Annotated in this window: 17 protein-coding genes; 8 read left to right on the top strand and 9 right to left on the bottom strand. The window is 75.7% G+C overall.

What is annotated here, in order from left to right; translation table 11 throughout:
- Nucleotides 1–8 precede the first annotated feature (8 nt).
- Genes ACH443_RS13070 through ACH443_RS13060 form a run of 3 tightly spaced genes read left to right on the top strand, consistent with a single transcriptional unit; the run spans nucleotide 9 to nucleotide 2,329 of the window.
- On the top strand, nucleotides 9–368 hold the full coding sequence (locus tag ACH443_RS13070; protein ID WP_430557390.1) for an RNA-binding S4 domain-containing protein: 360 nt from the start codon (nucleotides 9–11) through the stop codon (nucleotides 366–368).
- A gap of 9 nt (nucleotides 369–377) precedes the next feature.
- A complete protein-coding gene (locus tag ACH443_RS13065) occupies nucleotides 378–1,595 on the top strand; it encodes a dipeptidase (protein ID WP_430590550.1) in 1,218 nt (405 codons plus the stop codon).
- A gap of 56 nt (nucleotides 1,596–1,651) precedes the next feature.
- Nucleotides 1,652–2,329, top strand: a complete 678-nt coding sequence (locus ACH443_RS13060; RefSeq protein WP_429766392.1) for a response regulator — start codon at nucleotides 1,652–1,654, stop codon at nucleotides 2,327–2,329.
- Here ACH443_RS13060 and ACH443_RS13055 read toward each other — a convergent pair.
- Entirely contained in the window at nucleotides 2,284–4,035 is a 1,752-nt protein-coding gene (locus tag ACH443_RS13055; protein ID WP_429766394.1) for a GAF domain-containing sensor histidine kinase, read from the bottom strand. The genes ACH443_RS13060 and ACH443_RS13055 overlap by 46 nt on opposite strands.
- Nucleotides 4,036–4,172: 137 nt before the next feature.
- Between ACH443_RS13055 and ACH443_RS13050 the strand changes: the two genes are divergently transcribed.
- Nucleotides 4,173–5,063, top strand: coding sequence for a universal stress protein (locus ACH443_RS13050; protein WP_430590549.1), 891 nt, complete (start codon nucleotides 4,173–4,175; stop codon nucleotides 5,061–5,063).
- A 77-nt stretch (nucleotides 5,064–5,140) separates the two neighbouring features.
- Here the strand turns inward: ACH443_RS13050 and ACH443_RS13045 are convergent, their stop codons facing one another.
- Complete coding sequence (locus tag ACH443_RS13045; RefSeq protein ID WP_429766398.1) at nucleotides 5,141–5,437, bottom strand: hypothetical protein; 297 nt, start codon at nucleotides 5,435–5,437, stop codon at nucleotides 5,141–5,143.
- 107 nt (nucleotides 5,438–5,544) lie between these two features.
- Here ACH443_RS13045 and ACH443_RS13040 point away from each other — a divergent pair, with 107 nt between their 5' ends.
- Entirely contained in the window at nucleotides 5,545–7,638 is a 2,094-nt protein-coding gene (locus ACH443_RS13040) for a hypothetical protein (protein WP_430590548.1), read from the top strand.
- Here the strand turns inward: ACH443_RS13040 and ACH443_RS13035 are convergent.
- Both ACH443_RS13035 and ACH443_RS13030 read right to left on the bottom strand, forming a co-directional pair.
- Entirely contained in the window at nucleotides 7,519–8,373 is an 855-nt protein-coding gene (locus tag ACH443_RS13035) for a GNAT family N-acetyltransferase (RefSeq protein WP_430590547.1), read from the bottom strand. The two genes, ACH443_RS13040 and ACH443_RS13035, sit on opposite strands and share 120 nt — an antisense overlap.
- Before the next feature lie 154 nt (nucleotides 8,374–8,527).
- Nucleotides 8,528–9,109: a 1-acyl-sn-glycerol-3-phosphate acyltransferase gene (locus ACH443_RS13030; RefSeq protein WP_429766403.1), complete on the bottom strand. Its 582-nt coding sequence runs from the start codon at nucleotides 9,107–9,109 to the stop codon at nucleotides 8,528–8,530.
- Nucleotides 9,110–9,170: 61 nt separating this feature from the next.
- Between ACH443_RS13030 and ACH443_RS13025 the strand changes: the two genes are divergently transcribed.
- Both ACH443_RS13025 and ACH443_RS13020 read left to right on the top strand, forming a co-directional pair.
- The gene (locus tag ACH443_RS13025; RefSeq protein ID WP_430590546.1) at nucleotides 9,171–9,551 is read left to right on the top strand and encodes a VOC family protein; all 381 of its coding nucleotides are present in this window, start codon (nucleotides 9,171–9,173) and stop codon (nucleotides 9,549–9,551) included.
- A gap of 23 nt (nucleotides 9,552–9,574) precedes the next feature.
- Nucleotides 9,575–10,165 carry a phosphoribosylglycinamide formyltransferase gene (locus tag ACH443_RS13020; protein WP_429766406.1) on the top strand — a complete coding sequence of 197 codons (591 nt, stop codon included), beginning with the start codon at nucleotides 9,575–9,577 and terminating at the stop codon, nucleotides 10,163–10,165.
- A gap of 39 nt (nucleotides 10,166–10,204) precedes the next feature.
- On the opposite strand, the gene ACH443_RS13015 is transcribed toward ACH443_RS13020, so the two are convergent.
- Complete coding sequence (locus ACH443_RS13015) at nucleotides 10,205–10,672, bottom strand: luciferase family protein (protein WP_429766408.1); 468 nt, start codon at nucleotides 10,670–10,672, stop codon at nucleotides 10,205–10,207.
- A 22-nt stretch (nucleotides 10,673–10,694) separates the two neighbouring features.
- Nucleotides 10,695–11,873, bottom strand: coding sequence for an SLC13 family permease (locus tag ACH443_RS13010; protein ID WP_430590545.1), 1,179 nt, complete (start codon nucleotides 11,871–11,873; stop codon nucleotides 10,695–10,697).
- 82 nt (nucleotides 11,874–11,955) lie between these two features.
- Between ACH443_RS13010 and ACH443_RS13005 the strand changes: the two genes are divergently transcribed.
- Nucleotides 11,956–12,540, top strand: a complete 585-nt coding sequence (locus tag ACH443_RS13005) for a hypothetical protein (protein WP_430590544.1) — start codon at nucleotides 11,956–11,958, stop codon at nucleotides 12,538–12,540.
- A 27-nt stretch (nucleotides 12,541–12,567) separates the two neighbouring features.
- Here ACH443_RS13005 and ACH443_RS13000 read toward each other — a convergent pair whose 3' ends face one another.
- The 3 genes from ACH443_RS13000 to ACH443_RS12990 form a co-directional block, all read right to left on the bottom strand.
- The gene (locus ACH443_RS13000; RefSeq protein WP_430590543.1) at nucleotides 12,568–15,957 is read right to left on the bottom strand and encodes an ATP-binding protein; all 3,390 of its coding nucleotides are present in this window, start codon (nucleotides 15,955–15,957) and stop codon (nucleotides 12,568–12,570) included.
- 99 nt (nucleotides 15,958–16,056) lie between these two features.
- Complete coding sequence (locus tag ACH443_RS12995; RefSeq protein WP_430590542.1) at nucleotides 16,057–18,960, bottom strand: FG-GAP repeat domain-containing protein; 2,904 nt, start codon at nucleotides 18,958–18,960, stop codon at nucleotides 16,057–16,059.
- 2 nt (nucleotides 18,961–18,962) lie between these two features.
- Nucleotides 18,963–21,497, bottom strand: coding sequence for a S8 family serine peptidase (locus tag ACH443_RS12990; RefSeq protein WP_430590541.1), 2,535 nt, complete (start codon nucleotides 21,495–21,497; stop codon nucleotides 18,963–18,965).
- Nucleotides 21,498–21,549: the final 52 nt, after the last annotated feature.

Here is a 21,549-nt window from a genome sequence, read left to right as displayed (position 1 = left end):
CTGACGTCGTGCGCGTGGACGTGTGGTTGTGGGCGGTGCGGCTCTTCAAGAGCCGGTCGTCGTCGGCCGCCCTGCTCCGGTCGGGGCGGGTCCGGGTGAACGGCACGGTGGCCAAGCCGTCGACGTCCGTGACCGTGGGCGACACCGTCACCTGGCGCGACCCGCTGCGCGACCGCAAGGTCGTCGTCGTCGAGCTGCTGCCCAAGCGGGTGGGCGCGCCGCTGGCGGTCAAGGCGTACCGCGACGAGAGCCCACCCGTGCCCACCCGCCAGGAGCGCGAGGCCGTCGGCGTCCGCGACCGCGGCGCCGGCCGACCCACCAAGCGCGAGCGGCGCGACATCGACCGGCTGCGCGGCGGCCGTCGCTAGGGTCGGGGGATGACCAGCTCCGCGGACCACACCGACCGCATCGCCGCGCTCCTGCGCGAGCACCCCGTCTGGGACGGGCACAACGACCTGCCGTGGGAGGCGCGCGACCAGGTCGCGTACGACTGGGCGCGGCTGGACGTCGAGGCCGGCACCGAGGGTCGCACGCACACCGACGTGCCGCGGCTGCGGGCCGGGGGAGTGGGCGCGCAGTTCTGGTCGGTGTACGTGCCGTCCAACCTGCCCGGCAGCGCCGCCGTCACGGCGACGCTCGAGCAGGTCGACGCGGTCCGGCGCATGGTGGCGCGTTGGCCGGAGCACTTCCGCCTCGCGACGAGCGCCGACGACGTCGTGGCCGCGTGGGCGGAGGGCCGCATCGCGTCGCTCATGGGCGCGGAGGGCGGGCAGTCCATCGACTCGTCGATGGGCGCGCTGCGCATGCTGTACGAGCTGGGCGTGCGCTACATGACGCTCACGCACAACCACCACACCCCGTGGGCGGAGTCCGCGACGGACGAGCCTCCCGCGGACGGCCGGTTCGCGCAGGGCGGCCTGACGCCGTTCGGTCGCGCGGTGGTGCGCGAGATGAACCGGCTGGGCATGCTCGTCGACCTGTCGCACGTCTCGGCGGGCACGATGCGCGCCGCCCTGGACGTCTCCGAGGCACCGGTGATCTTCTCGCACAGCTCCGCGCGCGCCGTCTGCGACGTCCCGCGCAACGTGCCCGACGACGTGCTCGCGCGCCTCGCGGACAACGGCGGCGTGTGCATGGTGACGTTCGTGCCGAGCTTCGTCACCCCGGCCATCGGCGAGTGGCGGGCGCAGGCCGGCGAGGCCGCGCGCGCCGCCGGGATCGCGCCGAACGACTACGCCGAGTTCGACCGGTTCTCCACCGCCTGGGCCGAGACGCACCCCAAGCCGCCGACGACGCTCGACGACGTCGTCGCACACGTCGAGCACGTGCGCGAGGTCGCGGGAGCGGCCCACGTCGGCCTGGGCGGCGACTACGACGGCGCGGCCGGCTTCGCGGACGAGCTGCGCGACGTCTCCGGCTACCCGGTCCTGCTGGCGGCGCTGGCGGACCGCGGCTGGTCGGACGCCGACCTGGCCGCCCTGACCAGCGGCAACGTGCTCCGGGTGCTGCGCGGCGCGGAGGACGTCGCCGCCCGGCTGCGGGCCGAGCGCGAGCCCAGCGTCGCGCGCCTCGAAGACCTCGACGGCGGCGCCTGACGGTTGCCCGCGACGGCCGCCCGGCCGAGGGCGCGCCGGAGGGCTAGCGTGAGCCCATGACCGGCGCGCCCGTGCGGGTGTTCCTCGTCGACGACCACGAGGTGGTGCGTCGCGGCGTCGCCGACCTGCTCGGCATGGAGGCCGACCTCGAGGTCGTCGGCACCGCCGGGACGGCGGCCCAGGCCCTCTCGCGGGTCCCGGCCCTGCGGCCCGATGTCGTCGTCCTCGACGTCCGGCTGCCCGACGGGGACGGGGTCAGCGTCTGCCGGGAGCTGCGCTCGCGCACCGACGCCGCGGTCCTCATGCTCACGTCGTTCGACGACGACCAGTCGCTGTTCGACGCGATCCTCGCCGGCGCGTCCGGCTACGTGCTCAAGCAGGTGCGCGGCACCGACCTGGTCGCGGGCATCCGGACCGTCGCGGCGGGCGGCTCCATGCTCGACCCCCGGGTCACCGGCCGGGTGATGGCGCGCCTGCGGGAGACGACCGAGGCCGAGGACCCGCTCGGCGACCTCACCCCCCAGGAACGACGCATCCTGGTCCTCATCGGCGAGGGCATGACGAACCGGCAGATCGGCGCCGAGCTGTTCGTCGCCGAGAAGACGGTGAAGAACTACGTGTCCAGCCTCCTGGCGAAGCTGGGCCTCGAGCGCCGGGTGCAGGCGGCGGTCCTCGCGGCGCGGCTCGATCAGGTCGGCCGGCCGGACGACTCCGAGAGGCCGTCCGCCTCCTGACCCGGGGCGGCGACGCTGCTGCGACCCGGCACGAGGGGTACCCGCCAGCGGAGCGCCGTGCCGCCGGCCCGGCCCGGCCGCACCTCGAACGACCCGCCGAGCTCCGCCGCGCGGCGGGAGAGGTTCGCGAGCCCGCTGCGAGGCGCGTCAGCGGCGATCCCGATGCCGTCGTCGACGACGGTCAGGAGGAGGTCTCCGTCGGCGCGCAGCCCGATCCGCACCTGCGTCGCGCGAGCGTGCCGGGCCGCGTTCGACAGGCTCTCCCGCAGCACGGCCACGAGGTGCGCCGTGACGGTGGACGGCACCTGGGCGTCGATCGGCCCCTCGAACCGGACGGTGGGCGCGAACCCGAGCGCGTGCGTCGCGGCCTCGGCCTCCGCGAGGAGCAGGGACCGGGTGCCCGGACGGCGCGGGGCGTCACCCCCCGGGTCGCGGAGCCCTCGGATGGTGGTGCGGATGAGATCGATGGTCTCGTCGATCTGGTCGATCGCCTCCCCGACCCGCGCGCCGACGTCCCCCCGCGAGCCCCCGTCCAGGGGACGGGGATCGACGAGGCGACGGTCGACGGCCTGCAGCGACAGCCCTGTCGCGTACAGGCGCTGGACGGCCAGGTCGTGCAGGTCGCGGGCGATCCGGTCCCGGTCGCGCACCACGGCGAGCCGGGCGGCGTCGGCGCGCCGCTCCGCCAGCTCGAGAGCCACCGTGGCCTGGTTCGCGAATGCTCCCAGTGCCTCGACGACGACGGTCGGGAACGGTGCGGCCCCGCGTGTCCGTCCGACGACGAGCACGCCGAGCGCGTGCCGGCCTCGGCCGACGAGGGGGAACGCGGCGAGCGGACCCAGGGACCCGTCCGGGTGCAGCGCGACACGGGCACGCCCGTCCACCGTGGCGTCCGCGGTGACGATCGGCTCGCCCTGGAGGAACGCCGTCACGGTGAACGACCCCGGCTGCCGCAGGAGCCGGCCGCGCATCGCGTCCGCCCGGAGGCCCACCGCGGTCCGCACCGCCATCACCGGGGTGCCGTCGGGCGTGGCGTCGTCCACCGGGACCGCGATCCCGGCGGTGTCCGCGGCCGCGATGCTGGCCGCCTTCGACGCGACCAGCTCCAGGACGGCGTCGGGGTCCTCGCCGGACAGCAGTCGCCGCGCGATCTCGTCGTCGGCCCGCGACCAGCGCTCGCGCAGCCGCGCCTCCTCGTAGAGGCGCGCGTTCTCGACGGCGAAGCTCGCGGCGGTAGCGAGCCCCTCCAGCAGGTGCTGGTCGTCCCCCGTGAACTCTCCGCGGTCCCTCTTCTCGGTGAGGTAGAGGTTGCCGAACGGCTTCCCGTGGACCTGCAGCGGAACCCCCAGGAAGCTGCGCATCGGTGGGTGGTGCGCGGGGAAGCCGACCGAGCGGGGGTCCGCGGCGATGTCGGGGAGCCGCAGCGGGTGGGGATGGCGGATGAGCTCGCCCAGGATGCCGTGCCCTGTCGGGTACGGGCCGATCGCCCGGATCTCGTCCTCCGAGATGCCCGCGGTGAGAAAGCGCGCGATGCGGTGGTCGTCGCCGAGGATGCCGAGCGCCGCGTACCGGGCGTCGACGACGGCGGCGGCAGCCTGCACCACCCGGTGCAGCGTCGTCTCCAGGTCCAGCCCCCGGCCGACCGACACGACGGCGTCCAGGAGGACGTCGATGTCCCGGTCCCGGCGCCCCTGCCGCGGCCTCACGCGTCCACGGTAGTCCGCCGTGTCCTCGAATGCCCCCGATGGCCCGGATCGGGACCTTCGGCCCGGCCGCCGGGGCGTTCGGCACTTCCGAGCGTCCCGGCGTGCGTGGCCCACTGGAGCGGTCGGAGGAGGACGTCATGGCGATCAGCAGCGTGGAGGGACCGGTCCGGGACGTCGTCGTGGGTGTCGACGGCTCGGAGGGTGGCTACCACGCGATGGCGTGGGCGGCGGGCGAGGCCGTGCGCCTGGCGGCGCGACTCGTCGTCGTGCACGCCTACGCCCAGCCGGTCGGCGTCGGGTCGGTGACGGCCCACGGCCCGGAGCCGAGGGCCGAGGCGGAGACGCTGGTCGCCCGGGCCGGCGTCAGGTTCGAGCGCACGACGGCTGCGCGGACGCTCGGCACGCCGCCCGGCGCGGTCGAGCTCGTGGCCGTGCGTGGCGACGCGTGCGCCGTCCTCGTGCAGCACGCTCGCCGCGGCGCCGTCGTGGTGGTGGGTCGCCGGGGCGTCGGCACGTTCGACCGCGTCCCCATGGGTTCGATCTCGTCCACGGTGGCGGCGCTGGCCCCCGGCACGGTGGTCGTCGTGCCGCGCGCCGCCCGCGCCCAGGAGCCGCGCCGCGTCGTCGTCGCCGTCGATCCCCGCGAGGCCTCCGACCGCGTGCTCGAGGCGGGATTCGACGAGGCCGACCGCGCCGGCGTGCCCCTCACGGCGGCGCACTCCGCCGACGAGGGGATGTTCGCGGGCGCCACCGACGGCGACCTGGCGTGGCTGGAGCGGCTGCGCGCCGAGGCGCGGGCCGACCTCGAGGCCCGGGTCGCGCGGTGGGGGGAGAAGTACCCCGCCGTCGACTGGACGGTCGGGACGCGCGGCGGCGCCGCGCCGGGCGCGCTGCTCGCCGCGCTGCGGTCGGACGACCTGGTGGTGGTCTGCGGTCGCGCCGCCTCGCTGCAGGTCAGCCGCGCGCGCGGCGGGCCCGACCGGATCGTGCGCCACGCGCCGTGCGCCGTGGCGGTGGTGCACGACTAGCTTGCCGCCGCGCGCCCGTCGACTCCCCCGGTGGGCCGCGGCGGCAGGAACTCGTGCGGCCGGCGAGGTGCGCGGTCTCAGGCGTTGAGCGAGCGCTGCGACCAGCTGGTGCCGAGCGCGCGCAGGACGTCGCTCGGGTCGCGCCGCGTCGCGTCGGTGTAGGCGCGCAGGGACATCACCGACGCCGTGAGCATGGTGGTGATCACCTCGCGCGCGAGGCGGGGGTCGATGCTCGCCTCGTCGAGCAGCTCCTGCACGACGCGCGAGCGGATGCCGAGGTCGGGTTCCGAGCACGCCGTGAGCAGGGCGATGGTCAAAGAACCGGCATCCGTGCGGGTGGTGCCTTCGCCGGCACCGGTGCTGTCAGTACCCATGGCGTCCCCCTCCGCGGCCCGACGGGTTCCGGTCTACCGCACGGGACGACGTCGCGCACTCCGGGCGGGCTTGCGGCGTGCCGACGGCAGGCGCAAGGATGCGCGCGATGATCCCCTCGCCCGCGCCGCGCCGACGTGCCGCGCCGCACCTGCTGCCCGCTCTGCTCGGCGCGGGTCTGACCGGCGCCCTCCTGCTGGCCGGACCGGCCGCCGTCGCCGACGAGGGGCTCACGGAGGAGTCGCACAGCCGGTACGTGCTGCGGGCGAAGGACACCGAGGTGCGGGCCACGACGACCACCACCATCGGCAACGTCACGCCCGACCGCGGGCTGACGTACTACTACTTCACGAGCTACTCGATCGCCGTGCCGGCCGGCGCCGAGGACGTGCGCGCGACGAGCGACGGTGCCGACCTGCCGGTGCGGCTCGAGGCGACCGAGGACCCGAGCACCCGGTACGCCGTGGCGACGTTCGCGCCGCTGCGGTACGGGCAGACGCGCACCATCGAGTGGAGCTTCGTCGTGCCGGGCGAGCCGGTGCGATCGAAGGACTACACGCGGGTGGGCGACGGCTTCGCGACGTTCGCGGCGTCGGGCGTGGGGGACGCGGGCCGGACGACGGTCGAGGTGGTGCTGCCGGCGTCGATGACGTTCGACGCGACGTCCGACGCGTTCCGGTCGGAGCGGGACGGGAAGACCGTCACGTACACGGCCACGGAGAACACGGACAAGGACGGCATCTGGGCGGTCGTGTCGGCGCGCGACCCGAAGAAGGCGGACGAGAAGGACGTCGAGGTGGGCGGCACGACGCTCACCCTGCAGAGCTTCCCGGGCGACGAGAAGTGGACCGGCTTCGTGGCGAAGCGGCTGCGACAGGGCCTGCCGGTGCTGGAGGACCTCGTCGGGCGGCCGTGGCCGGGCGGGCTCGACACGATCCGCGAGGACGTGTCGCCCAAGGTGCTGGGGTACGCGTGGTTCGACCCGGACAAGGACGAGATCGTCATCCCGGAGGACCTCGACCCCGCGACGCTCTACCACGAGCTCGGGCACGCCTGGCTGAACCAGGACCGCCTCACGGAGCGGTGGCTGTCCGAGGGCGTGACGGAGGTGGTGGCGCAGCGCGTCGTGGAGCGGACGGGTGCGTCGAGCGACCCGTGGTCGGCGCCCGACCGCCACGCCGACGTCGCCGTGCCCCTCTCGGCCTGGGACGCGCACCCGGGCGAGCTCGACGCGGACGCCGAGCAGTACGGGTACGCGGCGTCGTACACCGCGGTGCGGAAGCTGCTGGGCGGGCTCGACGACGACGCGTTCACGGCCGTGGTCTCGGCGGTGCAGGCGGGGGAGGGCGCGTACGAGCGCCCGGGCTCCATGGAGGAGAACGGCGGCCGGACCGACTGGCGGCGCTTCCTCGACCTGGTGGAGGAGCGGGGCGGCGTCTCCGGCGCCCCGAAGGTGCTGCGCACGTGGGTGCTCGACGCCGAGCAGAAGGCCGTGCTCGAGCCCCGGGCCGCCGCGCGGAAGGCGTACGCGACCCTGGACGAGGCCGACGGCGCGTGGGCGCCGCCGCTCGGGCTGCGCACGGCCATGACCCGCTGGGAGTTCGGCGAGGCGAAGGACGTGCGGTCCGCCCTCGACGGCGCGGCGCGGGACGCCGGCGCCGTCCAGGCAGCCGCGGAGGAGGCCGGGCTGGGCGTCCCGGCGGCGGTGCGCGCCGCCTACGAGGGCGCGTCCGACGCCGACGCCTACGCGGAGCTCGCCGCCCTGCTGCCGCGGGCCGCCGAGGTGACGACGCGCGTCGGCGCGGCCGTCCGCGCGTCCGACGCGGACCGCGACCCGGTGACGGAGCTGGGGGCGCTGGTGCTCGGCGTCGACCGGTCGGCCGAGCGGGCGCGGGACGACCTCGCCGCCGGCGACCTGGACGCTGCCGCCGAGCGCGCGGGCGCGGCGTCGGACCGGGCCGGTCTCTCCACGACCGCCGGGGCCGGCCTGGTCGTGCTGGTGCTGGCGGCGGCCGGCGGGGTGGTCGCGCTCGTGGTGCGCCGTCGACGTCGGTCCGCGGCGGTGGACCCTGCCGCTGCGGGGTCAGTCGTCGTGGAGGATGCGCTGGAAGAGGGCGTGATCCTGCCAACGCCCGGCGATCCGGAGGTAGGACGGCGCGGTGCCGATGCGGTCGAAACCGGTCCGCGCGAGCACCTTCTGTGACGCCGCGTTGTGCAGCAGGGTCGCCGCCTGGACGCGGTGCAGGCCCAGGTCGTCGCGGGCGTGCGCGCACGCGGCCTCGACGGCCGCGGTCATGACGCCGCGCCCGGCGAGCGAGGCGTCGACCCAGTAGCCCAGGTGGGCGTTGCGGAACGCCCCGAGCACGATGTCAGACAGGTTCACGCGGCCGACGACCTCGCCGTCGCGCTCCAGCACGAGGGGGACGCCCCGCCCCGACCCGTGCGCGAGCAGCTCGACCGGGATGCGTTCCGCGTGGTAGGCGGCCTCGAAGAACTGCTCCGGCCGGGCCGGCTCCCACGGCTCGAGGTGCTCGCGGTTGCGGGTGTAGGCGGCTGCGAGGGCCGGGCCGTCGTCCCGGTGCAACTGGCGGAGGACGACCCCGGCCGGCAGGTCAGCGGTGAACGGGGTGGTCGTTCCGGTGTCGGGCACGACGGCGAGCCTAGCCCCGGGCCTGGGCCCGCAGGGCCGCGAGCGCGGACCGCACCTCGTCGGCGACGGGGCGTCGAGGGGGTCGTCGGCGTCGGGCGCGGCGGTGATCGCCGCCCCGACGGCCGCCTCGAGCTCGTGCCCGCCGTCGAACAGCACCTCGCGCTTGTCGGCGAAGTGCCGGAAGTACGTGCGCTCGGTGACGTCGGCGCGCTCGGCGATCTGCGCGGTCGTGGTCTGCTCGAACCCCTGCCCGCCGTCTCCGTCGACCGGGCCGACGCCGCCGACCACTTCGGCTGGCTCAGCCGGTTCTGGGGCATGGACGCCGTGGCGTCGAGCGCGATCACCCGCGAGCGGCTGGGCTGGGAGCCCGTCGGCCCGACCCTGGTCGAGGACCTCGCCGCCGGCGCCTACGACCACGTGGCGCGCGGCTGACGCGGTGGCGTCAGCCGGGGCGGTCCTCGTCGGCGAGCCGCGGCTCGGTGCGCAGCGCCGGGCGTACGCCCGCCTTGTCGGCGTAGAACGCGCGGATCTCGTCCATGTCGGCGCGCACGTCGCCGGTGAGGCGGAGGGTGGGGCCGAGGCCGGTCGTCATCGTGGTGCGGTCGACGTACCCGAGCGTCACCGGCAGGTCGGCGGCCCGGGCGATGCGGTAGAAGCCGGACTTCCACCCGTCGCCCGACCGCGTGCCCTCGGGCGTGACGACGAGGTGGAACACCTCGCCGGCGCGGACGTGGGCGAGCACGTCGTCGACCACGCGGCTGGGGTCGCGACGGTCCACGGGGATGCCGCCCAGCGCTCGCATGAGCGGACCGCGCCAGCCGGCGAACAGGGTGTGCTTACCCAGCCAGCGCACGTCCAGGCCGAGCCGCCACGCGATGGCGAGCATGAGGACGAAGTCCCAGTTCGACGTGTGCGGCGCGCCCACCAGCACGCCCGCCTGCGCCGGCGCGGGCTCGCTGCGCAGGGTCCAGCGGCTGAGCCGCCAGTAGGTGCCGGCGAGCGCACGCCGCAGGGTTCTGAGCATCGGGCGACTCTACCGGCCGTCTCGCAGAACCCGTGTCGGAGGGCCGCGCCATGCTGCCGGGATGAGCGAGCACGCGCACGGCGTCCACCACACCATCGACTACCTCGAGCTGCCGGTGACCGACCTCTCGGCGGCCCAGGAGTTCTACGTCGCGGCCTTCGGCTGGGAGTTCGTCTCCTACGGTCCGGGGTACGCGGGCATCCGCACGGCCGCGGAGCAGGCGCCTGCCGAGGCAGGTGGGCTGCGCCTGGCCGAGGCCGCCGACGTCTCCCGGGGCGGGCCGTTCGTCCTGCTGTACTCCGACGACCTCGACGCGACGCTGGCCGGCGTGACGGCCGCGGGCGGTCGGGTGGTCGACGGCCCGTACGAGTTCCCCGGCGGCCGCCGCTTCCACTTCCTCGACCCCAGCGGCAACGAGCTCGGGGTGTGGGCGACGGCCTGACCGGGCTCTGGCAGGCTCGTGCCGTGACCGCTGCCGCGAGCCCTCGCGTCCCGCTCCGTGTCGCCCTCCTCGGGTCGGGCGCGGGGAGCACCGCCGACCACCTCCTGGGGTCGGGCGCCGCCGACGTGCGGCTCGTGCTCGGGAACAACAGCCGATCGGGGATCTTCGACGTCGCCCGGCGGCACGGCGTCCCGACCGCCCACCTCAGCGGTGTCACGCACCCGGACGCGGACGACCTCGACGCCGCCGTCCTCGCCGCGCTCGACGGCGCCGAGGCCGACGTGGTGGTGCTCGCCGGGTACATGAAGAAGCTCGGGCCGCGGGTCCTCGCCCGCTACGACGGGCGGATCCTCAACACGCACCCCGCCCTGCTGCCGGAGTTCGGCGGCGCCGGCATGTTCGGCGACCGCGTGCACGAGGCCGTCCTGGCCTCCGGCCGCACGGTCTCCGGCGCGACGGTCCACGTGGTGACGGCGGACTACGACGAGGGACCCGTCGTCGCGCAGACCGAGGTGCCGGTCGTCCCCGGCGACGACGTGCCCGCTCTGCGCGCCCGGGTGCAGGCTGCGGAGAAGTCGCTCCTCGTCGAGGTGCTGCGGGCCTGGTCCTCCTGAGCCGGCGCGCCGGCGTGTCACCCCGGGCCAGGTCAGGCCTCAGCCGCGCGCGAAGGCGAGGCTCTCGGCCACGACGGACACGACGGCGTCGACCTCCGCGGCGTCGCGCGGGCCGTAGACCATGTACTCGGTGCCGAAGTCCTCGTACTGGTGCGGTTCCGCCCACCCGAGCGCGACGAGCTCCTCGCCGCGCTCGTGCGGCAGCACCAGGTGCACGCTCGTGTCGGTCACGCCGTGCAGGTGCACGGGCTCGAGGCGGCGGCCCGGGGCGAGGTTCGTCGACGGCTCCCGCTCCTGCTCGAGGTCGGCGAGGAAGACCGCGCGCGAGGACTTCGGCGACACCTGGCTGTGGCCCTCGACGACGCCGTCGAGCGCGAAGACGCGGGCGACCAGCTCGCCCCACAGGGCGGGCGTCGACCGCTGGGTGAGCTGGCGGTGCGGGCCCTCGTCGGAGGTGGCGGGTCGGTCGCCCGGGCGGGCGGTGGTCAGGCGTGGGGCGGTCGGCACGGTGGCACGGTACCCGCTCCCGTCAGCCCGCCACCGCCAGCGCGAGCACGCCCGCCGCGACGGCGAGCGGCGCGACGACGGCGCCCTGCAGCACCACGCGGCGCACCAGCCCCGTCGGGGCGGAGAACGTGTGCCGCCGGTACTGCTGGAGCCACAGCAGCGTGGCGAGCGACGCCCAGGGCGTGATCAGCGGCCCGGCGTCGACGCCGACGAGCAGCGCCGCCAGCCGGGCGTCGTCGCCCGTCACGGTCGGGGCGAGCGCCAGGTAGGCGGGCAGGTTGTTCACCGCGTTCGCCGACGCCGCGCCGACGGCGGCGACCTGGGCGAGGGACCCTGCGTCGTCGCCCGTGCCCACGAGCGGGGCGAGCAGGTCCGTGAGGCCGTGCGCGTGCCAGGTGCCGACGACGGCGAACAGGCCGGCGGTGACCACGACCGTGCGCCACGGCACGAGCTCGCGGACCGGGACGGGCAGCGGGACCCGGCGCCACGCCGTCGCCGCCCCGAGCGCGACGACGGCGCCCAGCGCCACGGGCAGGACCGGCAGCCCGGCCGCGAAGCCGGCACCCATGAGGACGACGACGGCCCCCGCCGTCCCCAGCAGCACCGGGTCGGCGGCCCGGCGAGGCTCCGGCACGGCGTACGTGCCGCGCAGCGCCGGCGCGTGCAGGACGGCGAGCGCGGCGACCACGACGACGAGCACCGCGGCGGCGGGCGCGACCATGACGCCGAGGTACCCGGCGTCGAACGACCGTGCGGCCATGAGGTTGGTGAGGTTGGAGACCGGCAGCAGCAGCGACGCCGTGTTGGCGAGCGCCAGCACGGTGAGCGCGAGGGGGAGCGGGTCGCGGCCGGCGCGGCGGGCGACGGCCACGACGGCCGGGGTGAGCAGCACGGCGGTCGTGTCGAGGGACAGGACGACGGTGCAGAGGGTCGCGACCGCGGCCACGAGGAGCCACAGCGCCAGCGCCCGCCCGCGGGCGAGCCGGGCGGCGCCGTCCGCGACGGCGTCGAACAGCCCCGCGCCCGCGCAGAGCTCGGCGACCACCGTGAGCAGGACGACGAAGCCGAGCACCGGCCCGGTCAGGGCGGCGAGGGAGCGGGCCTCGGCGGCCGGCAGCGCCCCCGACAGCGGCAGGACGACGACGAGCACCAGGGCGGGCACCCACAGGGGCGGCAGGAGCCGTCGCGCGGGGCGTGTCACGGGCTGAGCGTAGACGTCGGCCCGACTTCAGCCGTATCGATCGACGATGTAGTGATCGACCCCCCGCCGGCAACTGAGGGGTATGAGCACTCGACGGCGACGCCCCGGGGACGCCTCCGCGCCCCTGATCTTCGCGCTCGTGGGCCTCGGCTGCGCCACCGTCTGGGTGGTGTGGCTGGGCGTGCTGATGCTCACCGGCGTCTCGGGGCCGCAGCCGGCCGGCTGGGTGCTGGCGGCCGGCGGGGTCGCGGTGCTGGTCGCCGACGGTCTGCTGGTGGCGTCGCTGCTGCGCGGCCCGACGCGGATCGTGGCGCACGACCCGTCCGGCACGCGGTGGTCGTTGCGCGCGGCGCCGGTGCCGGTGCGCCTGGCCACGGCGGACCCGCTCGAGCCCGGGTCGCGCGGCGCGGCCCTCGCCGCCCAGGTCGTGCGCGCCGCCACCCGGCCCGGCACCGCGGACCGCGTCGACCGGGCGCGCGCCGTCCTGGTGCTGCGGCAGATCCTCGAGGTCGCGCAGGGTCCGGACGGGTCCGGCGGCCCCGGCAGCGACGCCGACTGGGCGCGGGTGCGCGCGGCCGTCGTGGACCTGACCCTGCGGGCGTCCGACCACCCGCCGCACCCGGTCACCCTGCTGCCGTGGGAGGAGCACCTCACCGCGCCGCAATGAGCTGCCTGCGGCGCCCGTCCGGCCTGATCAGGGGCTCGCCGGGCGGTCGCCGCGGGCGTCGGCGGCAGCAGCCGCGCCCGCCGGGTAGGGGAGGGCCTCGGCCAGCGCGGCGGCCGCCGCGAGCACGGCGTCGGCGCGCACGGTGTCGCCGAGCCGGCGCAGGGCGGCGGCCTGCACCACCTGCGCGTCGACCTCCGCGAGCCGCTCCCCGGTGCCGTGGGCGCGCGTGGCCTCCGCCGCGGACAGCTCCAGGGCGCGGGCGGGTTCACCGGTCCTCAGCGCGCACCGGGCGGCGAGCACGGGCACGGGTTCCCAGGCGCCGTCGAGCGCGCGCAGGGCGTCGAGCGGGCGCTGCTCGCGCAGGGCGAGCTCGGCGAGCGCGGTGCTCGCCTCGTGCAGGGCCTGCCGGTCGGCGAGCAGGGTGGCGGCCGCCACGGCGCGTTCCAACAGGGCGCCGGCGTCGCCGGGCCGACCCTCGGCCGTGCGGACGCGGCCGAGCACGGCGAGCGCGTACGGCACGAGCCACCCGGCCTCGTCCTCGGCGCCGCGCACCGCCTCCTCCGCCAGGTCGCGCGCTCGGTCCACGTCGCCCAGCAGCAGATGGAGCTCGGCGAGGTTCGCCCGCTCGAACGCCGCGGAGACCGGGTCGCCTGACTGTGCGACCAGGTCGAGGGCGCGGCGGCCGATCGCGACCGACTCGTCGAGGCGACCGGCCCGCCGGGCGTTCTCGCGCTGCGAGGAGAGGATGTTGCCGAGCAGTGTCGGGTCGCCGTACGCCTGGGCGTGGGGGAGGGCTATGTCCGCCGCCTCGCCGGCCTCGCGGATCCGCCCCGACTTCCCGAGGTTCGTCGCGCGCAGGGCGTAGGCGCGGGCCAGGAGGCCGTCGCGGGACGACGGCGGCACGTGGTCGACGGCCAGCAGTGCACGGTCCACCGCGACGACGCCCTCGTCGTGGCGCCCGAGCCGACTCAGGAGCGTGGCCCAGGCCAGGTGATGGGCGGCGGCCTGCTCGGGCGACGTGCGGGGCTCCACCGGATGACCCTCCAGCACCCGCACGGCGTCCTCCTGGTCGCCGGTGCGGGCGAGCATCTCGGCCAGCCGGGACGCCGCGAGCACGGTGCCGTCGTGGTCCTCCCGCCGCGAGAACTCGGCGAGCGCCGGCCGCAGCACCTGGACCGCCTGCTCGAACTGGCCCATGCGCCGCAGGACCTGGCCGTGGTCGAGCCGCGCCCGGGCGGCGTCGACGTCGAGGCGGGCGACGAGGTCGCGGTAGTACCGGTCGGCGGAGTCGTTCGCGTACAGGGCGGCGGCGCGCTCGGCGGCGCGGCGCAGGTACTCGGCCGCGCGGGGGTCGTCGGTGCGGGCGAAGTGCGAGGCCAGCACGTCCACCGCCTCCGGTCGGCGGCGCAGGACGGTCTGCGCGAACGCGGCGTGCAGCCTCCGGCGCCGGACGGCGCTGAGCCGGTCGTAGCAGGTGATCCGCACCAGCGGGTGGCGGAACGCGAGGCCCGTCTCGGCGCGCCCGTCGACGACGACCACGCGCTCCTCCACGAGCGACGCCGCGAGCGCGCGCTCCACGGCGTCCGCGGCGGCCGCCCCCGTCAGCGGCGGGTTCAGGCCTTCGGCGGCGACGTCGAGCAGCTCGGTGAGCGCGGCGTCCCCGCCCGCCGCGGACAGCGCCTCCACCACCTGCCGGGCGTCGGTGTCGAGCCGCCCCAGTCGCTCGTCGACCAGCTGTCGCACGCCGAGCGGCGCGACGTCGTGGCCGCCGTCCTCCTCGGGCCCGGCGGGGTCGCGGAGCCCCCGAGCGAGCTCCGCGGCGAACAGAGGGTTGCCGAGGGACAGGTCCCAGACCCGGCCGAGACGGGCGTCGGCGTCGGGATCCCGGTCCGCGTCCTCCCCGCCGCCCTCCTGACCGAGGGCGTCCGCCGCGACGGCGAGGCACGCGGCGCGGTCGAGCCGCCCCACCTCCTCGGGCGCGGCGAGCCCGGCCCGCTCCAGGGACGTCAGACCGACGCGGCGGGGGTCGCCGTCGGGCAGCTCCTCCCACCGCAGCGTCACGAGGAAGCGGAGCGCGGTGCCCGCCCGGGCGGCCCGGCGGGCGAGGTGGCCGAGCAGCTGGAACGACCCGGCGTCGGCGGCGTGCAGGTCGTCCAGCACGACGACGACGGGGCGCGCGGCGGCGAGGTCGCCGAGCAGCGCGGCGGTACCGCGGAACAGCCGGTCCCGCTCCTCCTCGGGGCTGCGCCCGCCGGCGTCCGCGCGGCCGAGCGACGGCAGGAAGGCCGCCAGCTCCGGGTGCTCCGCGCCGACGCGGGCGCGCGCGCCGGCGCTCTGCTCGGCCAGCCAGCCGTCGAGGGCCTCCGCGAACGCCCCGTACGGCGTGTGCCCCTCGGCGTCGTGCCCCCCGCCCCACAGCACGGCGGCGCCGTCCGCGGCGGCGCGCCGCGCGACCTCGGCGACCAGTCGCGTCTTGCCCACCCCGGCCTCGCCGGCGAGCAGGCGCACCGGCGGGCCACCGTCGGCCCGGAGCCGTCCCAGCTCCGCCTCCCGTCCGCGCAGCGGTGACGCCGCGGGGGCGCGCAGCGGCGCGGGGAGGGCGGCGCCGTCCGGTGTGCCATACGGCGTGGCGTCGAGGGCGAGGCGGTGCAGGCGCTCCGTCTCGGGGCCCGGCCGGACGCCGAGCTCCGCGTCGAGGGCCTCGCGGCACGCGTGGTACTGGTACACCGCCCGCCGGCGCAGCCCCTGGCGCAGGAACGCCTCGATGAGCACCCGGTGGGCCAGCTCCTCCGCAGGGCTGTCCGCGAGCACCGCCTCCGCGGCCGCCACCGCCGCGGCGACGTCCCCGGCCGTCAGGTGCGCGGCCGCCAGGGCGAGCCGCACCTGCTCGCGCAGCGCGTCGATCCGGTCGCGGCGGGGTTGCGCCCAGGTGGCGTAGCGGTCCTCGGGCAGCAGCTCGCCGGTGAACAGGGCGAGCGCGGTGGCGAGGTCGCCCGGGTCGCGCGTGGCGAGCGCCGCGACGGCGGCCGCCTCGGCGTGGTCGGCGTCGATCCACACGGCGTCCGGATCGAGCCGCAGCAGCGCGCCGTCCGTCACCAGGTACGACGACGAGGCCCGCGGCGCCAGCTCCGGCTCCAGCGCGTGGCGTGCCGCGTGCAGAGCGACGCGCAGGCTACCCACCTGGGCGGACCCGTTCGCGTCGGGCCAGCAGACGTCCATCGCCTCCTCGCGGTGCAGACGTCGCTCGGGCGAGACGGCGAGCAGCTTCACGAGCGTGCGGGCGCTGGGACGAGGCCAGCGCTCCGGGAGCTCGGGCCCGCCGTCGCGGGTCACCCGGAACCCGCCCAGGAGGTGCAGCCGCAGCAACGGGGCGCCGGGCGCGGCCGGGCCCGTCGATGAGCTGGGGCCGGGTTCCATGACGCGTCACTGTAATCGAGCCGGATTTCACCCGGTGTCCACGACCGAGGACCCCCGGGCAGATGCCCGGGGGTCCTCGTGATGCGCTGTTCGAGACGGTCAGGAGAGCTTGAATGTCGCGATCCGGTGGGTGTTGTCCTCGAGGGACAGCACTCGGCTGCCGAGCTGCTCGGCCATGCGGTCGTAGCCGTGGTGGTCGAAGTTGAGGGAGATCATCTCCTCCGCCCCGTCACCGTCGAGGTCCACCGCGAGGTAGTTCCGCCCGCCGAGCACGGAGGCCGAGCCGGTGCTCCCCTGGAACTGCCAGCCCGTGGTGAGCAGGGACGGGTCCCAGGCGCCGAGGCCGCCGTCGGTCCCGCCCGCCACCAGCCGCCGTCCGTTCGGCCCGGTGATGAACTGCGCGCCGCGCAGCGGCTGGACAACCGAGCTGGACGTGTCGGCGCCGTCGGCGCCGAACCCGCGGAAGGTGCCGAAGCTCAGCTGGAACAGCATGCCGGCCTCGTCGTCGACGAAGTAGCCGTCGTGCGACCAGGGGCTGCCGCCGACCGCCTGGTGCAGCACCTCGCCGGTGCGGCCGTCGCGGATCTCGGTGACGACCCGCGGCTCGGCGACCGCGACGTCGCTGTCGGACGCGTTCGCGATCGACGTGATCCACGTGTAGACCACGGCGTGCCCGTCCGCGTACGGGATCGTCGGAGAGGTGAAGACGCTGCGACGCAGCACCGCGCCGTACAGCTTCCCGTTCGTTCCCGTGGCCGGGGCGGCCGGGGTGGACTCCCAGGTGGGGGTGCCGGTCCGACCGTCGATCGCCGCCGCACCCTGCACGCCCCCGTCGGTCATGGTCAACGACCCGACGCTGGAGTACTGGGTGTAGACCTGGCCGTCGCCGGTCACCGTGTCCGCGAAGACCACGTCGCCCGATCCCGTGGGCGCCGCGTAGGTCCACACGACCCTGCCGCGGGCGTCGTACGCGCGCAGCGCGTCGGTCGGCACGAGGACCTCGTCCTTGCCGTCGGCGTTCACGTCCGTCACCGTGACGGACCGGACGTAGGCGCCGCCGCCGTCGATCGTGGTGAGGACGGTGCCGGTGGCGCCGTCGAGGACCACGGTCGCGGTGTCCGCGGCCACGACGACCTCGGGGCGGCCGTCGCCGTTGACGTCGCCGGTCTCGACGTCGTGCACCTCGCCGGGCACGGTCGCGCGCCACAGCTCTTTCGGCGCGCCCTTGAGCAGCGAGCGGCCGTCCCAGGCCCACACGCCGTCCGAGGCGCCGCCGGCGACGACGTCGGTCCTGCCGTTGCCGTCGAGGTCGGCAGAGCTCGCGAAGCTCAGGTCGCCCCGCAGCGGCGTGAGGTCCTTCTGCTTGCCCTTGGCCAGGGTGTACGTGCGGATGTTCTGGCTCTGGTCGACCTCGCGGACGTAGTCGGTGCCGCCCGAGCGGTAGACCTGGTGGAACATGGGCGAGGCGGCGACGCCGTCCTGACGCCAGGCGACCTTGCCGGTCGAGGTGTAGACCGTGAGCGCGCCGTAGCGCAGGCCGCCGGGGTTGCCCGCGCCCTCGATGTCCGTGTCGTCCTGCGAGGAGGCGACGAGCATCCCGTCGGCGAAGTCCAGGCTCCACGTGCTGGGGGCGTCGTGGCCCGCACCGCCCTGGCGCTTCGTCGTCGAGGCCCACCGGACCGTGGCGCCGTCCTTGCCGCTCAGCACCCGGATGGTGCTGGAGTTGAGGTAAAGGTTGGCGTCGAGCGTGGACTCGCTGACCACGTACTCCGTGCCGCTGCCGGCCGCCGCGTCGCCGATCTCGAGGGCGGTGGCCAGGGCGTTCACGCGGGTGCTGAGCACCGAGCGCTCGCCGGTGGCGAGGTCGTAGGCCACGACCGCGTACTCCACCGCGTCCGACGTGTCGGCCTGCTCGAGGGCGACGAGGCGTCCGCGCGCGGCGTCCAGGTGCAGCTGCCGTCCGTACAGGTCGCCGCCGCTCGTCCAGCCCGCTGCCCCGTCGGCGACGTCGAGCACCAGCGTGTGGCCCTGGGGGTCGACCGTGTCGGTCTTGCGGGTGTTCCAGGACACCGCGACGTGGCCGTCCCCGAGGTCGGCGACGCCGCCCCAGGAGGCGGCGTCCGCCTCGCCCGTGTCGTAGGTCCACGTGGACGACGGCGTGAGCACGCCGTCCGCGGACGAGAACCGGATGCCCGTCAGGGTCGCGGTCTCGGCCGCGGGCGCGTACTGGTTGGTGCGCGGCGCGTCCGCGACGAGGAGGGTGTCGCCGACGACCTTGACCATCGAGGCGTAGGAGTAGACCTTCGACCACGCGGTCGCCCCGGTGGCGCCGTCCAGCACGGTGACGACCGTGCCGGCCTTCATCGTCGTGCCGGGGATCGTCGCGCCGACCGGCGGGTTCATGCCGACCGCCGCCGTGAAGACGAGGTCCGGGGTCCCGTCGCCCGTGAGGTCCGCGGTGTCGTACCCGGAGTCGGACCCTGGCGTGGACGGGCTCACCGCGTTGTACCCCATGAGCACGTTCGGCGGGTACATGACCTTCTCCCACGCGCGGGCGGGCGTGATCTTCCAGTCCGCGTACTCGGAGGCGTTGGTGCGCTCCCAGACCGTGCTGCCGTCCGCCCGGTGCAGCTGGACGTTGCCCAGGCTGTGCAGGGTGAAGTACTTCTGCCCGGCCGCGGGAAGGGTGATCCCGAGCCCTCGGACGTTCTCCAGCGACGACGTGGCCGTGAAGGTCACGGGCGTCTTCGGGTCGACCGCGGCCGCCCCGTCGTCGCTCGCCCCGTCGACGGGCGCGTCGGCGTCGCCGGCCGACACGTCGGCCGACGCGCCGGCGTCGAGGCCGGCGCCCATCCGGTCGGCCAGCGCCTGCGCCTGGGCGTCGGTCAGGGTCAGCGGGTCGGCGTCGCCGGCGGCGAGCGCCTGGGGCGCCGCGGACAGGACGAGCCCGGCCGCGACGAGGGTGGAGGCGAGCCGGTTGGCCCGCGTGGAGGTGGGTCGCATGGTCAGTCTCCCTGCGAGAAGCGGATCGCCGAGCCGTCGGTGAGGACGGGCTGGTCGAACGAGTACTGGAGGGCGTCGGAGCCGGACTGGTCCTCGAGGCCGACGGTCGCGGACGCGCCGCCGTCCGGCACGGTCTGGTACTGGAACGTCACGTCCCCCGTGGCCTCGTCGAAGAGCACCTCGAACGTGACGCGGCTGCCGTCGGAGACGAGCTTCGCCTTGGTCCACACGACGGCGAAGGTGCGCTTGCCCGCCTTGCCCTTCGTGGCCGTCTGCACGCTCGACCTCTTGTCCAGGGTCAGGTCGTCCCAGAAGGGCGCGATGATCCCGTTGGGCGCGGTCTCCTCGGGCAGGGCCGTGTTCTCGTAGTCGCCGAGGCGGGGCTGCAGCACGTTGATCAGGCCGTTGGTGGTGACCGAGGCGCTGGAGTAGTCGACGCCGTAGTGGCCGACCCAGAACGGCAGCGCGATCGTCGCCGCGTCCTCGTCCCCGGTCAGGGCCACGGTGTCCGTGCCCTTGACCCACGCGTAGTCCGCGGGCGTGCAGCTGTTGCCGGACGCGTCGCTGCGCGCCGGGAGCCGGACCGTGCGGGTCTCGACGCCGTCGACCGTGAGGTCGGTCCGGGAGTCGCCGTTGCACAGCACGGGGGCCGGCGGCAGGACCGTCAGGGTGTAGTCGCCCTCGGCCACGGCCGGGACGGTGAACGTGCCGTCGGTGCCGGTGGTGACGGCGTCGAGCGGGGTGCCGGTGAGCTCCACGGTGGCGCCGGCGAGCGGCGCGCCCGTCACGTCGAGCACCGCGCCCGTGACCGCGTGGGTGGCCGTGGCGGAGACCGCGACGTCCTGGGCGACGGTGGCGCTGTCGGCGAGCTCGACGCCGGAGATCGTCCGCGGGGCGTACCCGTAGCCGCTCACGGTGATGTCGTACGTGCCGGGAGCCAGGACGATCCGGTACGACCCGTCGACGCCGGTGAGGACGGCCCGGGAGCCGGTGGCGGCGCTCGTCGCGGTGACGGTGGCCCCCCGGAGCGGGGCGTCCGTGTCCTTGTCCGTGACGGTGCCGGTGAGCGTCGCGGCGGTGTGGGGCGCCAGGTCGATCGAGGCCAGGACGTCGAGCTTGCCCTCGCCCCAGACGTTGTTCATGTCGGCGGTGCCGCCGCAGTGCGTGTCGTCGACGTCGCGGGCGCCGTCGTTCAGCAGCGCGCGAGTGGCGTCGATGTCGCCGATGAGCGACGGGGCTGCCGACCACAGCAGGGCGACGGCGCCCGCGACGTGCGGGGTCGCCATCGACGTGCCGTTCTCCGCGAGGTAGCTCGAGCCCGGCCACGTGGAGCGGACGTTGACGCCCGGCGCGGCGATGTTCGGCTTCGCCGAGCCGTCGAGGGGCGACGGGCCGAAGCCGGAGAAGTCCGCGATGGTGCCGCTGGCGTCGTACGCGCCGACGCCGTAGGCGGGCGTGCCCGCTCCCGGGGCCTCGGTGGTGGAGCAGGTCGCGCCGTCGCCGGAGTTGCCGGCGGCGAACGCCTCGAAGATCCCGGCGGAGTTCCAGGCCTCGATGATCTCCTGGTAGAAGGTGGTCTCGCCGCCGCCCCACGAGTTGTTCACGACGTTCGGCGCGAGGTCCGGGCGGGGGTTCTTCCCCTGCGAGTCCGTGGGGGCCAGGATCCACTGGCCCGCCTTGAGCAGGGACTCGTCCGAGCAGGACTTCGCCTCGCAGCCCTTCGCGGCGATCCACGTGGCGTTCGGGGCCACGCCGATGCCGTTCTTCGCGACCATCGTGCCCATCGTGTGGGTGCCGTGGCCGTTGTTGTCGCACGGGACGCCGTCGGTGCAGGTGCCCGTCGGGTCGTAGAAGTTGTAGTCGTGCGTGAACGTGCCGTCCCCGTTGTTGCCGCGGTACTGGGCGACGAGGTCAGGGTGGTCGTACTGGACGCCCGAGTCCACGTTGGCGATGACGATGCCCTCGCCGCGGTCCTCGTACTGCGACCACACGTCGTCGGCGCTGATGTCGGCGACGCCCCACTCCGGGGTTGCGTCGTCGTCGGCGGTCGTGACCTGGCCCGCGGGCGTCGCCTCGGTCGCGTCGAGGTGGTAGGTCTGCTCCTTGACGATCGACGCGACGTCGGCACGCTTCGCGAGCGTGGCGACCAGGTCGGCGTCCCCCGTGACCTGGACGGTGTTCGCGATCCAGTAGTCCTGGTGCCCGACCTTCTCCTTGTCGAGGTAGGCGGTGAGCGACCGCTGGCTGGTCTCTGCGTGGTCACGCAGCTCGGCGTACGCGGCCTTGGCCCGTGCGGCGTGCGACCGCTTCGCCTTCGGCGCGGCCAGGGTCGCCTGGTCCTTCAGGACGACGAAGAAGGTGGCGTCCTTGCCACCCTTCACGGCGCCGGCGAGCGCGGAGTCGACCTTGGGGCTGTCGCCGGCGGCGACAGCAGGGTCGGCGACGGCCGAGAGGGGGCTGGTCAGCAGGGCGGCGGCCGTCAACGTGGCCGCGGCCCAGGCGGCGCGGCGCCGCCGGGGCGGTCGGGGCAGGGGCATCGGTGTGCGCTCCTCAGGGGCAGGTGCAGGGTGCCTGCACGCTAAGGAGCCG

The organism is Isoptericola sp. NPDC019571, assembly GCF_044389385.1.
Taxonomy (GTDB): domain Bacteria; phylum Actinomycetota; class Actinomycetes; order Actinomycetales; family Cellulomonadaceae; genus Isoptericola; species Isoptericola nanjingensis.
The sequence above is the reverse complement of the archived record's forward strand: the minus strand, read 5'-3'. Positions and strand labels throughout refer to the sequence as shown.

Coding starts and splice junctions, on each gene's coding strand:
- ACH443_RS13065 (WP_430590550.1), top strand. CDS start 378: ATGACCAGCTCCGCGGACCACACCGACCGCATCGCCGCGCTCCTGCGC.
- ACH443_RS13060 (WP_429766392.1), top strand. CDS start 1,652: ATGACCGGCGCGCCCGTGCGGGTGTTCCTCGTCGACGACCACGAGGTG.
- ACH443_RS13050 (WP_430590549.1), top strand. CDS start 4,173: ATGGCGATCAGCAGCGTGGAGGGACCGGTCCGGGACGTCGTCGTGGGT.
- ACH443_RS13045 (WP_429766398.1), bottom strand. CDS start 5,437: ATGGGTACTGACAGCACCGGTGCCGGCGAAGGCACCACCCGCACGGAT.
- ACH443_RS13040 (WP_430590548.1), top strand. CDS start 5,545: ATGATCCCCTCGCCCGCGCCGCGCCGACGTGCCGCGCCGCACCTGCTG.
- ACH443_RS13030 (WP_429766403.1), bottom strand. CDS start 9,109: ATGCTCAGAACCCTGCGGCGTGCGCTCGCCGGCACCTACTGGCGGCTC.
- ACH443_RS13025 (WP_430590546.1), top strand. CDS start 9,171: ATGAGCGAGCACGCGCACGGCGTCCACCACACCATCGACTACCTCGAG.
- ACH443_RS13005 (WP_430590544.1), top strand. CDS start 11,956: ATGAGCACTCGACGGCGACGCCCCGGGGACGCCTCCGCGCCCCTGATC.
- ACH443_RS13000 (WP_430590543.1), bottom strand. CDS start 15,957: ATGGAACCCGGCCCCAGCTCATCGACGGGCCCGGCCGCGCCCGGCGCC.
- ACH443_RS12995 (WP_430590542.1), bottom strand. CDS start 18,960: ATGCGACCCACCTCCACGCGGGCCAACCGGCTCGCCTCCACCCTCGTC.
- ACH443_RS12990 (WP_430590541.1), bottom strand. CDS start 21,497: ATGCCCCTGCCCCGACCGCCCCGGCGGCGCCGCGCCGCCTGGGCCGCG.